This is a genomic window from Streptomyces malaysiensis subsp. samsunensis (assembly GCF_024519315.1).
In the GTDB taxonomy this organism is placed as follows: domain Bacteria; phylum Actinomycetota; class Actinomycetes; order Streptomycetales; family Streptomycetaceae; genus Streptomyces; species Streptomyces malaysiensis.
On record NZ_JANIIC010000006.1, the window covers coordinates 74,804 to 94,988 of the forward strand.

General features: G+C 72.5%; 19 protein-coding genes. 9 read left to right on the plus strand and 10 right to left on the minus strand.

Translation table 11 applies throughout. The annotated features are described in order from the left end of the window. Window positions 1-98 precede the first annotated feature (98 nt). A complete protein-coding gene (locus NQU54_RS07410) occupies window positions 99-1,538 on the plus strand; it encodes a purine-cytosine permease family protein (RefSeq protein WP_257630352.1) in 1,440 nt (479 codons plus the stop codon). 586 nt (window positions 1,539-2,124) lie between these two features. Then, a complete protein-coding gene (locus tag NQU54_RS07415) occupies window positions 2,125-2,691 on the plus strand; it encodes a cysteine hydrolase family protein (protein WP_257630353.1) in 567 nt (188 codons plus the stop codon). Here NQU54_RS07415 and NQU54_RS07420 read toward each other — a convergent pair. Continuing rightward, a complete protein-coding gene (locus NQU54_RS07420) occupies window positions 2,688-3,713 on the minus strand; it encodes an SGNH/GDSL hydrolase family protein (RefSeq protein WP_257630354.1) in 1,026 nt (341 codons plus the stop codon). The genes NQU54_RS07415 and NQU54_RS07420 overlap by 4 nt on opposite strands. 182 nt (window positions 3,714-3,895) lie before the next feature. After that, window positions 3,896-4,435 (minus strand): hypothetical protein, encoded by a 540-nt coding sequence (locus NQU54_RS07425; protein ID WP_257630355.1) that lies wholly within the window; start codon window positions 4,433-4,435, stop codon window positions 3,896-3,898. Window positions 4,436-4,497: 62 nt separating this feature from the next. Here NQU54_RS07425 and NQU54_RS07430 point away from each other — a divergent pair, with 62 nt between their 5' ends. Then, on the plus strand, window positions 4,498-5,271 hold the full coding sequence (locus tag NQU54_RS07430) for a PE-PGRS family protein (RefSeq protein WP_257630356.1): 774 nt from the start codon (window positions 4,498-4,500) through the stop codon (window positions 5,269-5,271). A 292-nt stretch (window positions 5,272-5,563) separates the two neighbouring features. Here the strand turns inward: NQU54_RS07430 and NQU54_RS07435 are convergent, their stop codons facing one another. Further along, entirely contained in the window at window positions 5,564-5,788 is a 225-nt protein-coding gene (locus tag NQU54_RS07435) for a zf-HC2 domain-containing protein (protein ID WP_257630357.1), read from the minus strand. A gap of 49 nt (window positions 5,789-5,837) precedes the next feature. On the opposite strand from NQU54_RS07435, the gene NQU54_RS07440 reads away from it, so the two are divergent. Continuing rightward, entirely contained in the window at window positions 5,838-6,464 is a 627-nt protein-coding gene (locus NQU54_RS07440) for a sigma-70 family RNA polymerase sigma factor (RefSeq protein ID WP_257630358.1), read from the plus strand. 246 nt (window positions 6,465-6,710) lie between these two features. Here NQU54_RS07440 and NQU54_RS07445 read toward each other — a convergent pair whose 3' ends face one another. Genes NQU54_RS07445 through NQU54_RS07455 form a run of 3 tightly spaced genes read right to left on the minus strand, consistent with a single transcriptional unit; the run spans window position 6,711 to window position 9,897 of the window. After that, on the minus strand, window positions 6,711-7,235 hold the full coding sequence (locus NQU54_RS07445; protein WP_257630359.1) for a copper chaperone PCu(A)C: 525 nt from the start codon (window positions 7,233-7,235) through the stop codon (window positions 6,711-6,713). Further along, window positions 7,232-9,610 carry a heavy metal translocating P-type ATPase gene (locus NQU54_RS07450; protein ID WP_257630360.1) on the minus strand — a complete coding sequence of 793 codons (2,379 nt, stop codon included), beginning with the start codon at window positions 9,608-9,610 and terminating at the stop codon, window positions 7,232-7,234. The genes NQU54_RS07445 and NQU54_RS07450 overlap by 4 nt, the downstream gene beginning before the upstream one ends. Continuing rightward, a complete protein-coding gene (locus tag NQU54_RS07455; protein WP_167505501.1) occupies window positions 9,610-9,897 on the minus strand; it encodes a hypothetical protein in 288 nt (95 codons plus the stop codon). The genes NQU54_RS07450 and NQU54_RS07455 overlap by 1 nt, the downstream gene beginning before the upstream one ends. Before the next feature lie 354 nt (window positions 9,898-10,251). On the opposite strand from NQU54_RS07455, the gene NQU54_RS07460 reads away from it, so the two are divergent. Beyond that, window positions 10,252-10,437, plus strand: coding sequence for a hypothetical protein (locus NQU54_RS07460; protein WP_257630361.1), 186 nt, complete (start codon window positions 10,252-10,254; stop codon window positions 10,435-10,437). A gap of 4 nt (window positions 10,438-10,441) precedes the next feature. Here NQU54_RS07460 and NQU54_RS07465 read toward each other — a convergent pair whose 3' ends face one another. Next, entirely contained in the window at window positions 10,442-11,929 is a 1,488-nt protein-coding gene (locus NQU54_RS07465) for a sensor histidine kinase (protein ID WP_237288166.1), read from the minus strand. Then, window positions 11,926-12,660, minus strand: coding sequence for a response regulator transcription factor (locus tag NQU54_RS07470; RefSeq protein ID WP_069860679.1), 735 nt, complete (start codon window positions 12,658-12,660; stop codon window positions 11,926-11,928). The genes NQU54_RS07465 and NQU54_RS07470 overlap by 4 nt, the downstream gene beginning before the upstream one ends. A gap of 159 nt (window positions 12,661-12,819) precedes the next feature. Between NQU54_RS07470 and NQU54_RS07475 the strand changes: the two genes are divergently transcribed. The 3 genes from NQU54_RS07475 to NQU54_RS07485 all read left to right on the plus strand — a co-directional run bounded on the left by NQU54_RS07475 (window position 12,820) and on the right by NQU54_RS07485 (window position 15,507). After that, window positions 12,820-14,184: a ferredoxin reductase family protein gene (locus NQU54_RS07475; protein ID WP_257630362.1), complete on the plus strand. Its 1,365-nt coding sequence runs from the start codon at window positions 12,820-12,822 to the stop codon at window positions 14,182-14,184. A 62-nt stretch (window positions 14,185-14,246) separates the two neighbouring features. After that, complete coding sequence (locus NQU54_RS07480; RefSeq protein WP_257630363.1) at window positions 14,247-14,732, plus strand: FMN-binding protein; 486 nt, start codon at window positions 14,247-14,249, stop codon at window positions 14,730-14,732. 43 nt (window positions 14,733-14,775) lie between these two features. Then, window positions 14,776-15,507 carry an FAD:protein FMN transferase gene (locus NQU54_RS07485; RefSeq protein ID WP_257630479.1) on the plus strand — a complete coding sequence of 244 codons (732 nt, stop codon included), beginning with the start codon at window positions 14,776-14,778 and terminating at the stop codon, window positions 15,505-15,507. A gap of 18 nt (window positions 15,508-15,525) precedes the next feature. On the opposite strand, the gene NQU54_RS07490 is transcribed toward NQU54_RS07485, so the two are convergent. Continuing rightward, window positions 15,526-18,105, minus strand: a complete 2,580-nt coding sequence (locus NQU54_RS07490; RefSeq protein ID WP_257630364.1) for a cation-translocating P-type ATPase — start codon at window positions 18,103-18,105, stop codon at window positions 15,526-15,528. Between the two features lie 233 nt (window positions 18,106-18,338). Here NQU54_RS07490 and NQU54_RS07495 point away from each other — a divergent pair, with 233 nt between their 5' ends. Continuing rightward, the gene (locus tag NQU54_RS07495) at window positions 18,339-19,217 is read left to right on the plus strand and encodes a universal stress protein (RefSeq protein ID WP_257630480.1); all 879 of its coding nucleotides are present in this window, start codon (window positions 18,339-18,341) and stop codon (window positions 19,215-19,217) included. An 85-nt stretch (window positions 19,218-19,302) separates the two neighbouring features. Here the strand turns inward: NQU54_RS07495 and ppk2 are convergent, their stop codons facing one another. Continuing rightward, window positions 19,303-20,184 (minus strand): polyphosphate kinase 2, encoded by an 882-nt coding sequence (gene ppk2, locus NQU54_RS07500; RefSeq protein ID WP_257630365.1) that lies wholly within the window; start codon window positions 20,182-20,184, stop codon window positions 19,303-19,305. Between the last annotated feature and the right edge of the window lies 1 nt (window position 20,185).

Genomic DNA, 20,185 nt, shown 5'->3' on the forward strand with positions numbered 1-20,185 from the left:
GTCCGACATCTAGCGACGACCCGCCGTCGTGAGCCCCCTCGGCAGTCGCACTCTCACCCACTGAAGCAGCCTCCTTCCTCCGTCTCCAGGAGCACGCCATGACCCACGATGCCTCGGCACCGGTGTACGGCAGCGCGGTAACAAAGGTCGAACCCTTCGGGGTCGACCACATTCCCGAAACCGAGCGGCACGGAAAGCCCAGTTCGCAGTTCTTCGTCTGGTTCGCCGCCGGACTGAACTTCCCCATCATCCTGCTCGGATTCAGTGCCGCCTGGTTCGGACTGAGCTTCCCGGCCGCTGTCACCGCCATCGTCATCGGGGCGGCACTGGGCTCCCTGCTCATGGCCGTGATGTCCCGGATGGGCGTGCGGCTCGGTGTACCACAGCAGATTCAGGCCCGCGGACCGCTGGGCTTCTTCGGCAACTTCATTCCCGTCGCCTACATCAATGTCTTTGCCGGCATCGGCTGGGCGGCAGTCACCGTCATCCTCGGCGGCAAGGCGTTCGCCGGGCTGACCCATATGCCGTTCTGGCTGTGCGCCGGCCTGCTGACACTGATCGAGATGGTCGTCGCCGTCTTCGGCTACAACATGATCAACTTCCTGCAGAAGGCGCTGACTTACGTCCTGACGCCCCTGTTCGCGCTGATCACCGTGGTAGCCGTCGTACGCGGCGGAAGCATCTTCCACGCCAACCCCGACGCACAGGGGTACATCGGCTCCACCGGCGGCTTGGTCACCTTCGGCGGCTGGTTCCTGTCCTTCCTGGTGGCCTGGGCTCCCTTCGCATCAGACTACTCCCGCTACCTGCCGGACACCCCCGCGGTCATCACACGCACCGCCTGGTACACCGGCCTCGGCAACTTCGTCACCATCTGCTGGCTCGGCATCCTGGGCGTGGTCGTCGGCGGCAGCGCAACCAGCTCCGACTCGATCACCGCCCTGCACCAACTCGCCGGCCCATTCGCCCTTCCCGCCTTGCTCGCGGTCGGACTGTCAGCACTGGCGCAGAACTTCCTCAACGTCTACGGCGGCGCCATCTCCATCCAAACCCTGAAGGTGCCCGTCACCCGCAGCCAGGCAGTCATCGGCATCTGCGTGCTGGCGTACGCCCTCAGCCTGTGGGGCGAGTCCGGGACCGAGGCCAAGTTCAAGGTCTTCCTGAACCTCACCGCGTACTTCATCGCCCCCTTCGTCGCGGTGCTGTTGCTCGACTACTACCTGGGCGGCCGCTCCGACGCGAGCCGCATCCCCGAACTCTACGACCGCTCCCGCGTGCTGGACTGGGGCTTCGTAGCGTGGGCGGGCGGGGTCGCCGCATCCGTACCGTTCTGGCAGTCCGACTTCTACACCGGACCGTTCTCGGTGGCCCATCCGGGCGCCGGCGACCTCAGCATGTTCGTCGCAACCGGAGCAGGCGCGGCCTTGTACCTGCTGACCTACCGGCTCAAACCGCTGTGGGTGAAGGGCGCCGGCGAGACACGCCGCCCCTCAGGCGAACAGGACCGTTCCAGGACGATGGCTTCGCGCAATCACTGACGAAACGCCAACTGGGGGGGCGGCCGTACATTCGGGGCGCCGCCCGCCGCTGATGGACCCGTTGGTCAAGGAAGGCGTCTACTCCACGAACCTGATCGAGTCGAGGATGGCGTGGCTACCCCCGATCTGGGCGACGGCATGATGTTGGCCGACTGTGGATCCCTGGGCCGGTTCTGCGCAGGGTCCGGCAGAAAGCGAGCGGAGAAGTCCGCGATGACAAGGCTGCCCAGACGGGCCCCGCCGCCGGGCCTTCGATCGCCGCATACGGCGTGGCGCCACCTGGCGGTTTCAGTCATCCCCCACACCTCTTGTCCTTCCTTCGCTCGAGAGCAAAGAACATGCCGCACTCGCTTCCCCCATGGGCTCTGCAACGAGTCGCAGCCGCACTGGATACCCAACGCAAAGGAGGCTCGACTTCGGCGAACGCCGCCGAACTCGCCCGCTCCACAGGGCTGAGCAGGGGGCTGGCCAGACAATGCCTCCGCCACGTGCAGCAGACTCACCTTCGACCTCGCAACCATTGACACGCAGAAGCGATATTCATCGCGCCGTACCATACAAAGGCTCAGATCCGAGAAGGGCGCACATGAGCACGGACACCCTCACTCAGCCGTGGCTTGTCGTCATCGACATGCAAACAGCGTTCGCCGAACCTGACAGCGTCTGGGGCATTCCCGACTACGGCACGATCGAGCCGGTCGTCTCGGAGCTGTGCGAGCGGTTCGCCGGGCGCACGGTCATCACCCGTTTCGTTCCAGACCCTGAGGAACCAGGGCAGTGGGAGGCGTACTACGACCGGTGGCACTCCATGCGCTGCTCCGCGAACTCGCCCCTGTGGAACGTCACCATCCCGGTGCGCCCGGGCACACCGGTGGTAACCCTTCCGACATTCAGCAAGTGGGGTGACCAACTCGACCGCATAACCGCCGGCGCCCCGCTGACGATATGTGGGGTTGCCACGGACTGTTGCGTACTCTCCACCGCTCTCGGCGCTGTGGATGCGGGGCGCGCGGTGACGGTTGTCTCGGATGCATGCGCTGGTGTCAGCGAGGAGCATCACAGAGCTACTCTCGCGTTGCTGGATCTACTCTCCCCGATGATCGAGATCCACAGTGCTTCTGAACTCATTGGTAACACGGTTCGTTCCGGCTAAATCAGCCATCCCGGTGAGCAAATGCAACCCCTCACGCAAGGGGACAACTGAACCGTTCCGAGTTCGGTAGAGATCTCAGATGTTGGTTGCGACCTGGGGTTTCGTGGTTTCCCGGTAGTGGTTGTTTCTCGTACTCGACGGGTGGGGCCGCCACCGACGGCAGCGGCCGGGTGTCCGGCCAGATGGGCCAGCCGCCAGTCGGACGCTCTTGCCTCAACACGCGGCACTTGACAGGGAACGAACGGGGTCGTGGGATGGCCCTCGCGCACGGTGCGGACGAAACCGACGAGCGCCGAGACCAGCGCGTCGCGGTTGTGGCTGCCGAGCGCCTGGACGTTGGCCCCGACGCAGAGGGTGAGGAGATCGGCCGGCAGATCCCGCATCAGCCGCGCGGTCATGGGCTCCAGACAGCTGGACGCGCCCAGGGCCAGCGAGGTGAGATCCCATCCGGCCCGCCGGGCCACCAAGGCGGTCCAGGTCCGGCTGGGGGACGCGGCGCCCCGACCCTGTGAGATGGAGCTGCCGCAGTGGATCCAGCGCGGCTGCCACCCCGGGCCGTCATCCTCCAGGGCCGCGCCCGCCGCCACGGACAGTCCGCGCAACCGGAACTGATGGTAGAACGGCAGCCACAGCTCGACCGTCGCCATCCGACCCGGCAGCCCCTCGCACCGGAACTCCGCGTCCCCGCCGTGGGTTTCCAGCTCCACGGTGGTGGCCCGCCGCCCGTCGCACAGCACATCGAGGCGCGCCCGCTCCCCGGGCCCGTTCAGCCTGGGCGCGGGGTCGGCCTGGTAGCGGCAGACGAGGGAGGCGCTGTCGGTACGCAGCGCCACGCGCACTCCCGACGGCATCGCGGCCCGGCCCAGCCCGCCCTCCGGCAGATACAGCGCGGCCTCCGCACGCGGCAGCCGCCACGGCGCGGTCCACCCGGGGCCACGCTCCAGGGACACCGCGCCCCGGTAGCGCAGCCGGGGGTCGTCATGGCGGATGTCGAACGCGGCACGGGCGGGGCGGGTCTGCATGGCCGTGAGTCTGACATCCGCCTCCGACACGTCCGCTGAAGTGGTGCCTCCGCTGAATCCGATCAGCGGAGGCACCAGGCTTCGCGCTCCGCGTGGCGTCATCCGGCTCCGTCATGCGCGGATCGGACCGCACAAGCGGTCGCGACCGGGCCCGAGTTGCCGCCAGGCCCTACCGGACGGCCCTACCGGACGTGGACGAAGACCGGGTTCGAGTAGAACCACAGGTCCTCCCACGGGGACTCCTTGCCGTCGGCGAGCGGCTCGGCCTCGTCGGTGCTGGTGCCTCGGACGCGGGCGTACATATCGGTCTCCACATTGCGCAACGTGTGCTTGATGACGTAGTACTCGCCCTGCTTGCGCCAGTCCCGGGGGCCGAAACGGCCAACCACCCTGGTGGTCGGGTTGGTGTCCGCGTCGAGGTCGGCGGACGGCCCGGTGATCTCGCCGACGATCAGGTCGACGCGCCGGACCTCCGGGCGGTCACCATTGTGGTTCACGCCGTCCAGCGGCCGGAACCTGATCTCGATCTCCACGTCGGTGCGCTGTCGGCGGCTCACCGTGATGGTCTCTCCCACGGCGGCCTCCTTGCCCTGGCCGCCGGCGGTGAGGTCGAGGCTGGTGATCAGGTCGCCGGTGGTGACCCAGATCCGACGTGCCCGAGACGTACCGGCGCCGCCCCGGTCGGCGGGCGGCACCCGGACCCTGCGGGCAGGCCCGGTCACCGTGGATCTGGTCGCGGACTTCCGTGGCCCCGGGTGTCCCGCGCTCCTGCCCCGCTGAGACGATGAGCGGCATCATGCGTGCGGGGCAGATGCTCAAGACGGTGCGTGCCGCGGTGTTCGCGGTGGTCTGCGTGCTGCTCACCGCGTTGGGGCACGTGGTGATGTCCGGTGTTCCGGTGCCCTTGCCGACCTTGCTGGGCGCCTTGGCGGCGACGGCCGCCGTGGCATGGTGTTTCGCCGGCCGGGAGCGCGGTCCGGTCGTGGTGGGGCTGCTCACCGTGGGCACACAGGCGGCGCTGCACACCGCGTTCTCGATCGGCCAGGCTCTGGACGGCGGCGGGTCCCGGCCGTCACCGGCCCAGCGCTGGGCCGCCGCCCTGTTGTGCGGGCCGGAACGGGCCTCGCTCTCCGGGAGCGAGGCCGCGCGGGTGGCCCGGAGCGCTGGGCTGAGCGGGCATCTCCGCGACGCGGCCCCGGCCATGGCCGAGCATGGGCACCTTGGCGGCCGGATGGCCGGCCATATGGGCCGGATGCCGCATGCCATGGGGCACGACGCCATGCACGGAAACACGACCGGCATGGTGGCCGCGCACCTTCTGATCGCCGTCCTGAGCGCATGGTGGCTGTGGGGCGGCGAACGGGCCGCCTTCCGGCTGGCGCGCACGGCGGCCGCCCGGTGGTTCGCACCGCTGACGGTCGTCTTCGGCGTGGTGATTCCCGAGGCTCCGCCGTCCGTCGGCGCGGTACGGGAGAAGCCGCGTCGCACCGCCCGCGAACCGCTGCTCGCCCACGCCATCTCCCTGCGGGGTCCTCCGCCGCGACCGGCTGTCCGCTGACAGCCGGTCCACTTCCCGCCAGGGCGCGTCCGGACGCGCCATCGCGTCGCCGAGAGCCGCCGCGCCCTGGTCACTCATTGTGCCGGTGCCGTACGACACGGTGACCGGATCACGCGAAGGACTCCCGATGATGACTCCTGTCCGGATGCCGAGAGCATCCGTACCCGAAACCGCGCTCTTCCCCGAGAGGTGTCCGCGGCCGCGCCGATGCCCCGGGGCGCCCCGACCCCGTAGTGGGACGGCCGTCGGCCCGTTCGTCCGCCGTGCCGTCCGGGCCACGCATGTCCGAGTGTCAGAACGCCTGCCGTGGTGGCCCCGGCGCTTCCCCACCGGGGGCGGTCCCCGCGTCCCGCAGTCGCGCGACGTTCTCGTCGAGCCGCCGCGCCCGGGTCTCCCACAGCCGGCAGGCGGCACACTCCTCGAGATGGGCTGTCAGCTGTTCCACGGTGACGCCCGGGGGCAGTTCCTCACCGTCGAGGCGGGCGGAGACGGCCGTTCGGATCCGCGAGCAGAGCATGCCGCCATCCTCCCCGATAAGAGCGGTGACCGGCACGGGGAGGGCGGGCATGCGTGACGACGCCGCCGTGACGTCCTGGGCGCTCGCGGCCCGCGACGGTGACCCGGCCGCCGTCGAGGAGTTCGTCCGCGCCACCCGTCCGGACGTCCGCCGCTATGTGGCGCACCTGAGCGGTGATCCGCAAGCGGTGGACGATCTGGTGCAGGACACCTATCTGCGCGCTCTGCGCAGCCTCCCCCGATTCGAGGGCAGGTCGTCGGCGCGTACCTGGCTGCTCGCGATCGCGCGCCGGGTGGTGGCCGATCGGATCCGATGGCTGTCCACCCGTCCCAGGCCGGCCGGGACCGATGACTGGCAGGGGGCCGCGGAACGGAATCAGCCGCGCGGTGTACCGGGCTTCGAGGAGAGCGTCGTACTGGGCGAACTGCTCGCGGCGCTGCCCGAGCCCCGGCGGGAGGCGTTCGTGCTCACCCAGTTGCTGGGGCTGACCTACCCGGAGGCCGCCACCGTGGCGCGATGCCCGGTCGGCACGATCCGCTCCCGCGTGGCCAGGGCCCGGGAGACCCTGATCGCGCAGATCACCTCCGAGGAGGAGGAACCAGCCGGTACGGAACCGGCGGTGGCGGGCCGTACCGGCTCCCCCCGTCCACCGGTCACGGCCGAAGCCATGGCCTGACCGACGTCCGGCGGCGGACCCCCGGGTGCGGCGGCAGGCGATGCGATCGCCTGCCGCCGCACCCGGGCCCTCGGCTCTGCGTCGTGCCGGATTTTCCGTCGCCGCTGCCGGGCGCTCGCCGAACCGGGCGCCAGGGAGGGGGAGTCGCGGGTGCGGGGCGGTGTGGCCACGTCGCGGGCTGACGGTCGCCGCGCCCTGACGCCGGGCGTGCGGTCCGCCGCCCGGCGCTGTCGGCGGTACGCCCGGTCACCGGCCGGGGCGTACCGCCAGGGCCCGGGTGGTGATCGATGGGCTGTCCCGGAAGTGCAGCACGAGGGTGAGCCGGTCGCCCGGAGCTATCCGGGGCGGCGGTTTGAGCATCACGTCCACGGCGTCCGCGGTCATGCGGAGGGCCCCGCCCGCCGGTACGGTGACGGCGGAGATCATCTTCATGTGGCGCGCGCCCTTGCCGGTCGGGACGCTCCGGCTCAGCATGGCGCGCTGTCCGCCCGGTGCCGTGACGCCGGTCAGCTGATCGTCGCTGTCGCCGCGGTTGACGATGGTGAAGAAGGCCGCCGTCGCCTCGGGGTTCGTGGGCGCGAAGACACGTCCGTCGCGAACGCTCAGGGCGGCGGGGGCGCCCGCCCCGCCCGCGGCGGTCCACGCGAGGAGAGTGCCGAGGGTCAGCAGGCAGGCCAGCACCGGAACCGCCGCCGCGCGCAGCGCCCACCAGTGCGTACGGTCCGAACCGAGCGCGGCGATCCGCACCCCGCCAGCGGGTCGGGGAATCACGATGCCGTCTCCCATCCGGTCGCGGTGCGGGGCCGTCCGGAGCCGTGGCCGAAAGCGCGTGGCCGGGAGGGTTTCCAGGTGCGCAGGCGCAGGCTGTTGCCCACGACCAACAGCGAACTGGCCGACATGGCCGCGGCCGCGATCATCGGGTCGAGCCGGCCGACCGCGGCGAGCGGCAGGGTGACGAGGTTGTAGCCGAAGGCCCACACCAGATTGGTGCGAATGGTGGCCAGGGTGTGCCGGGCAAGCCGCACGGCGTCGGGAAGGGCCTGGAGGTCCTCGCGGACGAGGGTGACATCGGCGGCGCCGATCGCGGCGTCGGTCCCGCCGGCCATGGCGATGCCCAGGTCGGCGGCGGCCAGCGCGGCCGCGTCGTTGACACCGTCACCGACGACCGCCACCCGGCCGCCGTGGCCCTGGAGCGTGGCGACGAGCGCGGCCTTGTCCTCGGGCAGCGCCCCCGCGTGGACCTCGGTGATGCCCAGCCGCCCGGCGATGGACCGCGCGGTGGCCTCCCGGTCCCCGGTGGCCAGAATGGGGCGCAGCCCCAGCCGGCGCAGATGCTCGACCGCACGGTAGGCGTCGGAGCGCAGGGTGTCGCCCACGGAGATGACCGCTCGTGGGACGTCCCCGACGCGGACCAGTACCGCGGTGTGACCGGCGGTCTCGGCGGCGTGGACCGCCTCCCGCAGACGACCGGGGATCCCGCTCAGTTCTCCGGGCCGCACCACGGCCACTTCCTCGCCGTCCACCACGGCGCTCACCCCGGAGCCGGGCGCGGCGGCGAAACCGACCGGCCGTGGCAGTGGGCGTCCGTCCCCCTGACGGTGGGCATGGGCGACGATGGCGTGCGCCAGCGGATGATCGGACCTCTGCTCGACGGCGGCCGCCAGGCGCAGCACCTCGCCCGCGTCGGCATCGGCATCGGCATCGGCGGGCACGGTGACGGCGATGACGCTCGTCCGGCCACTGGTGAGGGTTCCGGTCTTGTCCAGGACCACGGTGTCGATGTGTTTCAGACGCTCCAGCGCCTGAACCCCGCTGACCAGGATGCCCAGCCGCGCCCCGCGCCCCGTCGCGGCCAGCAGCGCGGTGGGGGTGGCCAGGCCCAGCGCGCACGGGCAGGCGACGACCAGGACGGCGACCGCCGCGGTGATCGCGGCCTGCCGGTCGGCTCCGGCACCGAGCCAGAAGCCGAGCACCGTCACGGAGACGGACATCACGGCGGGCACGAAGACGGCCGCGACGGAGTCGGCGAGCCGCTGGACGGCCGCCTTGCCGGTCTGGGCGTCCTCCACCAGCCGGGTGATCCGGGCGAGTTGGGTGTCGGCGCCCACGGCGTCCGCCCGTACCTCCAGCAGACCACCGGAGTTCACCGCGCCGCCGATCACCGGCGAACCGGGCCCGGCCTCGATGGGGTGGCTCTCCCCGGTGACCAGGGAGAGGTCCAGGGCCGAGCTGCCCTCGACGACGGTGCCGTCGGTGGCCACCCGTTCCCCGGGCCGGACCAGGAACACATCGCCGACCGCCAGATCAGCCGCCGGAATGCGGCGCTCCACACCGCCGCGCCGCACCGCCACGTCCTTCGCCGCGAGTTCCGCCAGGGAGCGCAGCGCCGACCCGGTACCCCGGCGCGCCCTGCCCTCAAGCCACCGTCCCGCCAGGATGAACAGCGGTACGCCGACGGCCGCTTCCAGGTACACATGGGCCACGCCGTCGCTCGCGGAGGGCACCAGGCTCAGCGGCATGGTCATCCCCGGCTCACCCGCCCCGCCCAGAAACAGCGCGTACGAGGACCAGGCGAAGGACGCCGCGACACCGAGGGACACCAGGGTGTCCATCGTCGCCGTGCCGTGGCGCAACCCGCGCAGCGCGCGGTGGTGAAAGGGCCACGCTCCCCAGACGGCGACCGGCGCGGCCAGTACGAAGCACAGCCACTGCCAGTTGCGGAACTGCCATGCGGGCACCATCGACAGCACCAGCACCGGGGCGGCCAGCAGTGTGGTGACCAGGAGCCGGTCACGCTCCTGCCGTTCTTCCGCGCCGCCGCTCCCGGGTGGCCCGTCGGGCGGCCGCCGGTGCTCACCCGGCCGTATGGGGTCCGGCGGCCCGGCGGGGGGTTCGGCGGGCCGTGCCGTGTAGCCGGCGGACTCGACCACGGCCACGAGTCCGGCGACGGACACCGAGGCCGGATGGGAGACCTTGGCCCGGCCGGTGGCGAGATTCACCGTGGCGCTCACCCCTTCGAGGCGGCCGAGCTTCTTCTCGACCCGGCCCACGCACGCGGCACACGTCATGCCTCCCACCACCAGGACGGTGGAGACCGGATCGTCCGCGGGGACGGGGGAAGCGGTGGGTGATGGCCGATCCGCCATCACCGGCTCCCGCCCCGCTCGGCGCCCTCGACAGGATCACCTATGCCGCCCATACCGTGCATGCCGCCCATGCCACCGGGATCGGCAGGCCCGCTCCGGCCCGGTCCACCGCCGTCCGAGGGACGCATCCCGGGTGCCACCGGTCCCGCGAGCCCGCCCACCGCGTACGCCAGTGTGAACAGCAGGCCCAGCAGCACGACGAAGCCCGCGACCGGCCATGCGGGCCGCGGTCGTTCGCCGGCGGGGAGAGGTACGGGCCGGACCTGACCGGCCGTGGAGGAGGTCATCGTCGCTCCAAGTGTGGGCGGAATGGAAATCGCCGGGGAATTCGCACATGCCAGATCACTTCGATATACGAAACGCCCCCGGGACGGACCACGGTATAGCCACCACGGCATGCGGAATTCCCGCCCCTCGCGACGGAACCACCCCGCATTCCACGACGACTTCCTCAGCGGGCCCCCGGGATGGCGCCGAGTCACACCTGATGAGGCAGGAGAAACCACATACCTGAAGGGTCGTGGGCGAGGAGGTAAAAGTTCCCGGAGTCGGGCCGATATTCCCCTTGATGACAAATGGTTTTGGCGAACGATGGCTTTCGGGCAGCATGGCCGGGGACACGGCGCCCACTGCCGCTGCCCGTGAGCGGCTCCGCGCTCAACGCCGGAATCGCGCTGGGCCCCCTCGCCGCGGCGCCCTTCGTGCCGAACTCCTCGGCCGGGCTCTTCACCGCCGTCGCCGTGCTGTTCGCGGCCATCACCGAGGGCACGCCTCCGGGAGTCGGCCGGGGTCCGGCAGGGCACGTGGTCGCCCGACTGCGCTGGTGATCAGTCAGCCCGGATCGGGCGCCGTGGTGCGACGGGGGAGCCGGGCCCGGAAGACGGTGGCCCCCGGTCTGCTGGTCAGTGTGACCGTGCCGCCGTGTGCCGCGGTGACGGCGCGGACGATCGCCAGGCCCAGTCCGGTGCCGCCCGCGGTCCGCGCCCGCCCCGGGTCGGCGCGGGCGAACCGCTCGAACACCTCGTCCTGGAGCGATTCGGGCACCCCCGGCCCGTCGTCCGCCACGCTGAACTCCACCCAGTCCTCACCGGCCGGTGCCAGCCGGACCGTGATCCGCGTTCCGGCCGGGGTGTGGGTGCGGGCGTTGGCCAGCAGATTGCCCACCACCTGCTGGAGGCGGTGCTCGTCGCCGAGCACCGTCACCGGCTCCTCGGCCAGCTCCAGCCGCCAGCGATGGCCCGGCCCCGCCGCCCTCGCGTCGCCGGTCGCGTCGAGCACCAGCCGGGTCAGATCGACCGGTCTGCGGGCCAGCGGCCGTCCCGCGTCGAGCCGGGCGAGCAGCAGCAGATCGTCCACCAGGGTGGACATCCGCTCCGATTCGGCCTGGATCCGATCCAGCGCGTGCCGCACCTCCTCCGGCACCGGCCCCGGATGGCGCAGCGCCAATTCGGCGTGGCCCCGGACGGAGGCCACCGGCGTGCGCAGCTCATGGCTGGCGTCGGCGGCGAAGTGCCGCAGCCGCTCCTCGCTCGCCTGACGGCGGGCCAGCGCGTCCCCGACGTGGCCGAGCATCCGGTTGAGCGCGGTGCCCACCTGACCCACCTCGGTGCGCGGATCGGTGTCCGGCACCGGCGGCGGCATGGCCACCTCACCGCTGGCCAGCGGCAGCTCGGCCACCCCGGCGGCGGTCGTGGTCACCCGCCGCAGCGGCCGCAGCGACAGCCGTACCCACAGCGCCCCGGCCACCCCGGTGACCAGCAGCGCGCTGCCGAACACCATGGCCTCCACGATCTCCAGCCGGTGCACCGTCTCCTCCACCGGGCGCAGCGGCAGCCCGGTGATCAGGACATCGCCGTCGTCCCCGCGGACGGCGACCACGCGGTAGCCGCCGAGCGCGGACAGCCGCACGTCGTGGCCGCCGCCGTTCACCGGCACCTCCGCCAGGACCCGCCGGTCGGCGCCGGTCAGCGGTACGGCGGCGTCCGTCTGGTCGTGCACCACCGCGGCGTCCGTCGTCGTACCGCGCAGCAGCCGGGCGCCGAAGGTGCGGTCCGACTGGCCACGGGTGTCGGGCGCGTTGTCGGCGTCGGGGCGCCGCTCACCGTGTTCCAGACTGGCCGGGAACCGGCCACCGGCCGCCGTGAGCTGCTGGTCCACCCGGCGCACCAGAAACCCCTCCAGCGCGAACACCGTGGTCAGCCCCACTGCCAGACTCGCCACCGCCAGCAGCACCACGAGACCGGCGGTCAGCCGGGCGCGCAGCGTACGGGGCAGCCACCCGGACAGCCACCTGGTGAGCCTCGTGCGCGGCCGCGTCACGAAGCCTCCGCCTTCAGCACATAGCCGACCCCGCGCACCGTGTGGATCAGCGGCGCTCGCCCCGCGTCGATCTTCTTCCGCAGATAGCTGATGTACAGCTCGACCACATGGGCCTGGCCGCCGAAGTCATAGCTCCACACCCGGTCCAGGATCTGCGCCTTGGACAGCACCCGCCGGGGGTTGCGCATCAGGAACCGCAGCAGTTCGAACTCGGTGCGGGACAGCTCCACGGCCACACCTCCGCGGGTCACCTCCCGCGCCTGCTCGTCCATCACCAGATCCCCGACCACCAGCCGGTCGTCGCCCGGCTCCCGCGCCATCCCGGCCCGGCGCAGCAGCCCGCGCAGCCGGGCCAGCACCTCCTCCAGGCTGAACGGCTTGGTCACATAGTCGTCACCGCCGGCCGTGATGCCCGCGATCCGGTCCTCCACCGCGTCACGCGCGGTCAGGAAGAGCACGCACACATCCGGCAGCTCCGCTCGGACCGCGCGCAGCACCGTGAGCCCGTCGGTGTCCGGCAGCATCCAGTCGAGCACCACCGCGTCCGGGCGGAACGCCCGCGCGGCGTCCAGCGCGGACGCGCCGTCGGCGGTGGTACGGACCTCCCAGCCCTCGTAGCGCAGCGCCCCCGACAGCACCTCGGTCAGATCGGGCTCGTCGTCGACGACGAGCACGCGGACCCGGGCGCCGTCGGGCCGCAGCAGAAAACGGCCGGTGGAGTGCGTATCCATGATGGATCCAGCATCCCTCGCGGTGCGCGGTGCCGCGGTCCCCCCTTCCTTTGATTTTCCTCTGAGTTTCCTCTGAATCCGAAGGTGTCCGCCCGGGTTCAGAGGGTCCTCAGAGCTTCGCCCATGACGCTGACCGGGCACGCCGCCGAGAGGACAGCCATGACCAGCACCACGCCACCGGCCCCGGCCATGACCCGCCCGTCCCGGTCGGCACCGCGCCGGCCCAGCCCCGTCCCGCTGCTCGCGCGCCTGATCATCTGGGGCGGGGGCGCCGCCGTCCTGGCCCTGTGGTGGCGCGACACCCCTTCGGTCGTCGGGGCCGCCGGCTGGCTGACCGGAGCGGGGCGGATCACCGGGCTGCTCGCCGGTTACGCATGCGCGGTCCTCCTGCTGCTGATGGCGCGCGTACCGCTGCTGGACCGCGCCGTCGGCACCGACCGGCTGGCCCGCTGGCACGCCCTGGGCGGCCGCTACACGATCTCGCTGGTCTGCGCCCACGTGCTGCTGATCATCTGGGGGTACGCGCTGGAGTCGCACACCGGCCCGGTGAACCAGACCACCACTCTGGTCCTGCACTACCCGGACCTGCTCAAGGGGACGATCGGCTTCCTGCTGTTCCTCGTCACCGCGATCGTGTCCGCGCGCGCCGTGCGCCGTCGCGTCCCCTACGAGACCTGGCACCTGCTGCACTTCGCGACCTATCTCGCGGTCTTCCTGGCCTTCGGACACCAGCTCTCCAACGGGGCCGACTTCACCGGAAACCGGCCCGCCCGGATGGTCTGGTACACCCTCTACATCGCGGTGGCGGCGCTGCTGGCCTGGTACCGGTTCACCGTCCCGGTACACCGGGCGCTGCGCCACCGGCTGTATGTCACCGAGGTCCGGCCCGAGGCCCCGGGCGTCGTATCGGTGTATCTGTCGGGCAGCAGGCTGGCGGAGCTGCGCGCCGACCCCGGGCAGTTCTTCCGGTGGCGGTTCCTGACCCGCGGCCTGTGGTGGGCCGCCAATCCCTACTCCCTGTCGGCCGCACCGCACCCCGCGTATCTGCGGATCACCGTCAAGGCGTCCGGCGGTCACAGCGCGGCCCTCGCCCGTCTCCGGCCCGGCACCCGGGTACTCGCCGAGGGCCCGTACGGGGCCTTCACCGCACGCCACCGCCGTGCGCGCAAGACGCTCCTGCTGGGCGGCGGCGTCGGGATCACCCCGCTGCGGACCCTCTTCGAGACCCTGCCCGGCGAGGTGATCCTCGTCTACCGGGCCCGGCGCCCCGAGGACCTGGCGCTCCGCGCGGAGCTGGACGGCGTGGCCGCCGCGCGCGGGGCGGCCGTCCACTACGTCGTCGACGAGCCGGCCGCCTGGTCCTCCCCGCTGACCGCCGGGGCACTGCGCGATCTGGTGCCCGACCTCGCCGAACGCGATGTCTACCTGTGCGGCCCGCCGGGCATGGCGCAGGCCGCGCTGCGCGCCCTGCGCGCCGCGGGGGTGCCGCGCCGCCGTATCCACCACGAGTCATTCGCGCTCTGAGTCCGGTGCGCGCCGCATCCGAGTGCCCGATCCATTCCACCCGCACCCGAAGGAGACCCACCGTGCGCAAGGCCGCCGTCGCCACCGTCTCGACCGTGGCGGGCATCGTCCTGCTGCTCTCGCTCAAACCGCATCAGGACCCGGCCCCGGCCATGGCGGCATCGCCGCCGTCCTCCGGGCCGCCGGGTGCGTCGTCCTCCGCCTCGCCCGGCACCGGCCCGTCGGGCGCCTCGTCCCCCGCACCGACCGGGCACCAGCGCTCGGGCGGCGTCTCGGGCAGCTACACCGGTGGCGTGAGCGACACCGCGTACGGACCGGTCCAGGTGGCCGTCACGCTCTCGCACGGCCGGATCACCGCCGTCAAGGCGCTCCGGACACCGTACGACCGGCCCCGCTCCCGGCAGATCGCCGCCGACGCCGTACCGCGGCTGACCCAGGAGGCGCTGAGCGCCCAGAGTGCCCATATCGACGCGGTCTCCGGCGCCACCTACACCAGCGAGGGGTACACCCGGTCGCTCCAGAGCGCACTGGACCGGGCCGGTGTCTGACGCGTCCGCCCCCGCGCGCGGACTGCGCCATGTCGAGCACACCATGGGCACGGTGTTCTCCTTCGACCTCCGCGACCCGGTCACCCCGCCCGTCCGCCGGGCTCTGGAGGAGGCCGTGATCTGGCTGCACCAGGTGGACGAGGTCTTCTCGACCTACCGCTCCGGCAGCGTGATCAGCCGCCTGGGCCGTGGCGAGCCGGTCCCGGAGGGGTACGGGCCGGAGGTGGCCGAGGTGTTCGCGCTGTGCGAGGAGGTGGCGCACGCCACCGGCGGCTGGTTCACCCACACCCCCGGCGGCCGGCTCGACCCCTCCGGGATGGTCAAGGGCTGGGCGGTCGAGCGGGTCTCGCGGACGTTGCACGCTGCGGGCGCCCACAACACCTGCGTCAACGGCGGCGGAGACATCCAGGCGCGCGGGGAGGCCGCCCCCGGCACACCCTGGCGGATCGGCGTCGCCCACCCCGCCCGCCCGGGGAAGCTCGCCGCCGTGGTCACCGGAGGTGAGCTGGCCGTCGCCACCTCGGGGACGGGCGAGCGCGGCGCGCATGTGCTGGACCCGCACACCGGCCGCCCCGCCACCGGCCTGCTCTCGCTCACCATGACCGGCCGCCACCTCACCCGGACCGACGCCTACGCCACGGCCGCGTTCGCCATGGGGGACGGGGCCCGTGACTGGGTCGAGGCGCTGGAGGGCCACGAGGCGCTGGGGATCACGGCGGCGGGTGAGATCTGGCGCACCCCGGGCTTTCCCGCGGCAGCCTGGGCGGGGACCTGAGCCCGTGCCGCCACCCGGTCAGCCATGGGCCGGGCCGGGCGCCGTGCGGGTGGGCGGGGGACGCGCCGGGAAGAGCCGTCTCTGCACGTGCATCACGACATGCCCCAGGCCGGAGAGCACACCGGCGATCACGAGGTCGGCGGGTGGCAAGGGCTCCGTGCCCAACAGCGCGCGCAGCGGCGGGAGATAGACGCCTGCCGCTTGCAGGACCAGCGCCGTGCCCACGGCGAGCAGCAGGAACGGATTGGCGAGGCTGCCCGGGCGGGCCCGGGAGCCCAGCGCGACGCCGAGCTGGGTGGCGCCCAGGATCAGGAACATCATGGACTGCCACGGGCGGCCGGTCTCCCGCGCCCAGACTCCGGCGACCAGCGTGACGGCGGCGACGAAGACCCCCATGGCCAGGAGCCGGGGCCAGAGCCCGGCGCCCAGGACGCTCTCCTCGGGCGGGCGCGGTGAGTGGCGCATCACCCCCGGCTCCACGGGTTCGGCCCCCATCGCCACCCCGGGCAGCCCATGGGTGAGCAGGTTGATCCACAAGATCTGCGCGGGGAGCAGGGGCAGGGGCATGCCGAAGAACGGGCCGAGGAGCATGACCAGGATCTCCGCCGTTCCCCCGGCGAGGGCGTAGAGCAGGAAACGGCGCACGTTGGCGTAGACACGGCGGCCCTCCTCCACGGCGGAGACGACGGTGGCCAGGTTGTCGTCGGCGAGCACGAGGTCGGCCGCTTGGCGGGCCACCTCGGTGCCGCGCTGTCCCATGGCCACGCCGATGTCCGCGCGGCGCAGCGCGGGACCGTCGTTGACTCCGTCGCCGGTCATCGCCACCACCTGCCCCGAGGCGCGCCACGCCTGGACGATGTCCAGCTTCTGATCGGGCGTGGTCCGGGCGTAGACGCGCAAGGCGGTCAGCGGGCCCGCGGTGCCCTTACGGATCCGGTCGCCCGTGGTGACCTCGTCCTCCCGGGCCACAATGCCCGCACGCGCGGCCACCGCCCGTGCGGTGAGGGGGTGGTCGCCGGTGATGAGGACCGGGGTGATACCGGCCTGTTGGCACTCCGTGATGGTGGTTCGTGAGGTGTCGCGGGGCGGGTCGAGGATGCCGACGAGGCCGAGCAGCGAAAGCCCCGATTCCCAGGTGTCCGGGTTCCTCAGCCGTGTCTCGTCGTGGTCGGCCGAGGCCACGGCCAGGACCCGGTATCCGTCGCGGGCCAGGGTCTCGGCCTGATCGGCGGCCCGGGTCCGGGTGTCCGGGGGATCGGTGAGGACCGGCGGCCGGAGCATCACCTCGGGGGCTCCCTTGCACACGACCCGCAGTTCGCCGCCGGGTGCGCGGTGCACCGTCGTCATGCGCTTGCGTGCGCTGTCGAAGGGGATCTCGTCGACCCGTGGCAGTTCGCGTTCCAGCGCGGCCCGGTCCAGGCCGAGTCTGGCGCCCGCCGCGAGCAGGGCCGCCTCGGTGGGGTCACCCATCGCACGCCACCGTCCATCGCCGTCCGAAGGGGGCTCCAGCGCGGCGTCGTTGCACAGCATCGAGGCCCGGAGCAGCGCGGCCAGGTCCGGGGCGTCGCTCACGGCCACCGGGTGGCCGTCGCGTGCGACGCGGCCTTCGGGGCCGTAACCGATACCGCTGACGGTGGCCTCGCCCTGTGGTGTCCACAGCCTCTCCGCGGCCATCCTGCCCTCGGTCAGGGTGCCGGTCTTGTCGGTGGCGAGCACCGTGACCGAGCCCAGGGTCTCCACCGCGGGCAGCCGCCGGACGATGGCGTGCCGCTCCGCCATCCGCCGTGCCCCCAGGGCCAGGGCGAGGGTGACCACGGCGGGCAGCGACTCCGGTACGGCCGCGACGGCCAGGCTGATCGCGGCCACGACCATCAGCTCGACCGGCTGCCCGCGCACCAGACCCAGGGCGAGCACCACCGCGCACAGCGCGACGGTGACGGCCGCCAGCACCCTGCCGAACCGGGCCAGCCGCCGCTGGAGCGGGGTCAGTCCGGGCGCGGTTCCCATCAGGGCGGCGATCCGGCCGAGCGCACTGTCCGGGCCGGTGCCGGTGATCCGGACCCGACCGCGGCCGCGGACGACCACCGTGCCCGCCGACACCGTGGACAGCGGCCGGTCCGCGTCGGCGGCCTTCTCCACCGGGACGGACTCGCCCGTCAGCGCCGACTCGTCGATCAGGAGCAGGGCCGCGCCTGTGACCTCACCGTCGGCGGGCACGATGTCCCCCTCGCCCAGCAGGACCAGGTCTCCCGGCACCACATGGGCGGCCGGTACGGAACGCTCCTCGCCGTCGCGCATCACCCGGGCCGTGGGCGCGCTGAGGGCCGTCAGGGCGGCCACCGCCCGCTCCGCCCGTACCTCCTGGACGACACCGGCCACGGTGTTCACCACGATGACGAGCAGGATCACCGCGGCGTCGGGGAGATCTCCGGTGGTCAGGGTCAGCACGGCGGCCACGAGCAGCACCACGATCAGCGGATCGCGCAACTGTTGCAGCACACGGCGCCACACCGGAGTACGCCGTTCCCGGGCGACGACATTGGCCCCGCACTCCTCCAGCCGCCGCGCCGCCTCCTCCCGCGACAGCCCCGCGGTCACCGTGGGCCGTCCTCCGCTACGGGCCGCCCCGGCCGCCCTCGCCGGGCGGCCGGGACCCGCGAGGAGCCGAAGTGCCCGGTGGGGCGGGGGGCCGGCATGCCTTCATCGTGTGGCCGATCTCCCCGGCTCGCATCCGGTGCGGGACCGGCGGCGGGTCCGAGCCGGGGCGGTGTGCGCGTGGCCACGGGGTACCCGAAGCGGACGAGCCGACCGGAGGAAAGGCGGTGGGGACGATGGCGCTCCCGCTGGTCGTGGGTGTCGATGGATCGGAGTCCAGCTTGCAGGCCGTGGGCTGGGCCGTGGACGAGGCGGCACGCCATGGGCTCCCCCTGCACCTGGTCCACGCCTCCCGATGGGAACGGTACGAGGAGTGTCTCCCCTCGTTCGGTACCGACCGTCCCGCGGGGGAGCTGACGGCCGAGTACATTGTCGGCTCCTGCGCGGAACGCGCGACGCTGCGCGACCCCGAGGTGAAGGTGTCCGCCGAGGTCGTGGCCGAGGACACCGTGACGGCGCTGTTGGAGCAGGGCCGTGAGGCGTTCGCCGTGGTCACGGGGTCCCGTGGCAGAGGCGCGGTCGCGGAGACGGTGCTGGGGTCGGTCAGCCTGGCGGTGGCGGCGCGTGCCGTCTCCCCGGTGGCCGTGGTCCGGGGCGGGGAGAAGAACCGCGCAGGCGCCCTGCGGCGCGTGGTCCTCGCGGTCGGCGACCTGGTCGAAGGGTCGGCCGCCGTCCGGTTCGCCTTCCGCGAGGCACGGGCGCGGGACGCCGCACTGCACGCCGTACGCTCCTGGCGGCGCCCCGCGCGGCCCCGTATGGGCCAGTCGCCGCTGGAGCGTGAGACGAGCGGCCTGATCTACGAGGAGCAGGCGGCGAGCGTCCTCAGTGAGGTGCTGGACCAGGTCGAGCGCAAGCAGGACGACGTCGCGGTCCACCGCGAAGTCATCGAAGGGCCGGCGCACCGGGTCCTGCTGGATGTGTCGGAGCAGGCCGATCTGCTGGTCGTCGGCGCCCTCCGCCGCCGTGACTACACCGGGTTGCAACTCGGCCGGGTCAGCCACGCCGCACTCCACCGCTCCGCATGCCCGGTCGTGATCGTGCCCCAGCAGGTGTGAGCGCGGCACGGGCGGGCCCCGGTGAGCCACCGGACCGCGGATTTCTCAGCGCGGTGTCCCGGTGTGCGGATACGGCCCGCCGCCGTCATCCGTGTCCCTCTCCATCGGCCGTGTCCGCGTCGGGTGCCGGTGTACGGCCCGCTGACCGGAGCGCGGCCGCGTGGTCGGGCACGAAGGTCTGGAGGTGCTTGGGCGGCCTCTGGTAGCCGGTGGGCGCGGGGCGGGGCGGCAGCCGCAATTCCGGGAGCCGGACGTCGCCGTACGGAACGGTCGACAGCAGATGGGCGATCATGTTGATCCGGGCCGCGCGCTTGTCGTCGCTCTCGACGACGTACCACGGGGCCTCGGGGGTGTCGGTGTACGCGAACATCTCGTCCTTGGCGCGGGAGTACGCCTCCCAGCGGGTGACGGACTCCACGTCCATGGCGGAGATCTTCCAGCGCCGGGTGGGATCGCTCAGGCGGTGGCGGAAGCGCCGCTCCTGCTCGGCGTCGCTCACCGAGAACCAGTACTTGCGCAGCAGGATCCCGTCCTCGACCAGCATCCGCTCGAAGACCGGGCACTGGCGCAGGAAGCGCCGGTGCTCCTCCTCGGTGCAGAAACCCATGACGCGCTCGACGCCGGCCCGGTTGTACCAACTGCGGTCGAAGAGCACGATCTCCCCCGCGGCCGGAAGCTGCTCGACATAGCGCTGGAAGTACCACTGGCCGCGTTCGCGGTCCGTGGGCACGGGCAGGGCGACGGTACGTACGACGCGCGGGTTGAGGTGCGCGGTGACCCGTTTGATCGCGCCGCCCTTCCCGGCCGCGTCCCTGCCCTCGAAGACCACCACGACGCGCCGTCCCTCGGCCCGCACCCACTCCTGGAGCTTCACGAGTTCGATCTGAAGACGGCGCAGTTCCCTCTCGTACGGGGCGGACGGCAGTCGTCCCGGTCCGGTTTCGGCTGGTGGAGTATGGCGCGCCATC

What these genes read in the sequence shown, in the direction of transcription:
- NQU54_RS07410 (WP_257630352.1), top strand. Translation starts at nt 99, where the DNA reads ATGACCCACGATGCCTCGGCACCGGTGTACGGCAGCGCGGTAACAAAG.
- NQU54_RS07415 (WP_257630353.1), top strand. Translation starts at nt 2,125, where the DNA reads ATGAGCACGGACACCCTCACTCAGCCGTGGCTTGTCGTCATCGACATG.
- NQU54_RS07420 (WP_257630354.1), bottom strand. Translation starts at nt 3,713, where the DNA reads ATGCAGACCCGCCCCGCCCGTGCCGCGTTCGACATCCGCCATGACGAC.
- NQU54_RS07430 (WP_257630356.1), top strand. Translation starts at nt 4,498, where the DNA reads ATGAGCGGCATCATGCGTGCGGGGCAGATGCTCAAGACGGTGCGTGCC.
- NQU54_RS07435 (WP_257630357.1), bottom strand. Translation starts at nt 5,788, where the DNA reads ATGCTCTGCTCGCGGATCCGAACGGCCGTCTCCGCCCGCCTCGACGGT.
- NQU54_RS07440 (WP_257630358.1), top strand. Translation starts at nt 5,838, where the DNA reads ATGCGTGACGACGCCGCCGTGACGTCCTGGGCGCTCGCGGCCCGCGAC.
- NQU54_RS07450 (WP_257630360.1), bottom strand. Translation starts at nt 9,610, where the DNA reads ATGGCGGATCGGCCATCACCCACCGCTTCCCCCGTCCCCGCGGACGAT.
- NQU54_RS07455 (WP_167505501.1), bottom strand. Translation starts at nt 9,897, where the DNA reads ATGACCTCCTCCACGGCCGGTCAGGTCCGGCCCGTACCTCTCCCCGCC.
- NQU54_RS07470 (WP_069860679.1), bottom strand. Translation starts at nt 12,660, where the DNA reads ATGGATACGCACTCCACCGGCCGTTTTCTGCTGCGGCCCGACGGCGCC.
- NQU54_RS07475 (WP_257630362.1), top strand. Translation starts at nt 12,820, where the DNA reads ATGACCAGCACCACGCCACCGGCCCCGGCCATGACCCGCCCGTCCCGG.
- NQU54_RS07485 (WP_257630479.1), top strand. Translation starts at nt 14,776, where the DNA reads ATGGGCACGGTGTTCTCCTTCGACCTCCGCGACCCGGTCACCCCGCCC.
- NQU54_RS07495 (WP_257630480.1), top strand. Translation starts at nt 18,339, where the DNA reads ATGGCGCTCCCGCTGGTCGTGGGTGTCGATGGATCGGAGTCCAGCTTG.
- ppk2 (WP_257630365.1), bottom strand. Translation starts at nt 20,184, where the DNA reads ATGGCGCGCCATACTCCACCAGCCGAAACCGGACCGGGACGACTGCCG.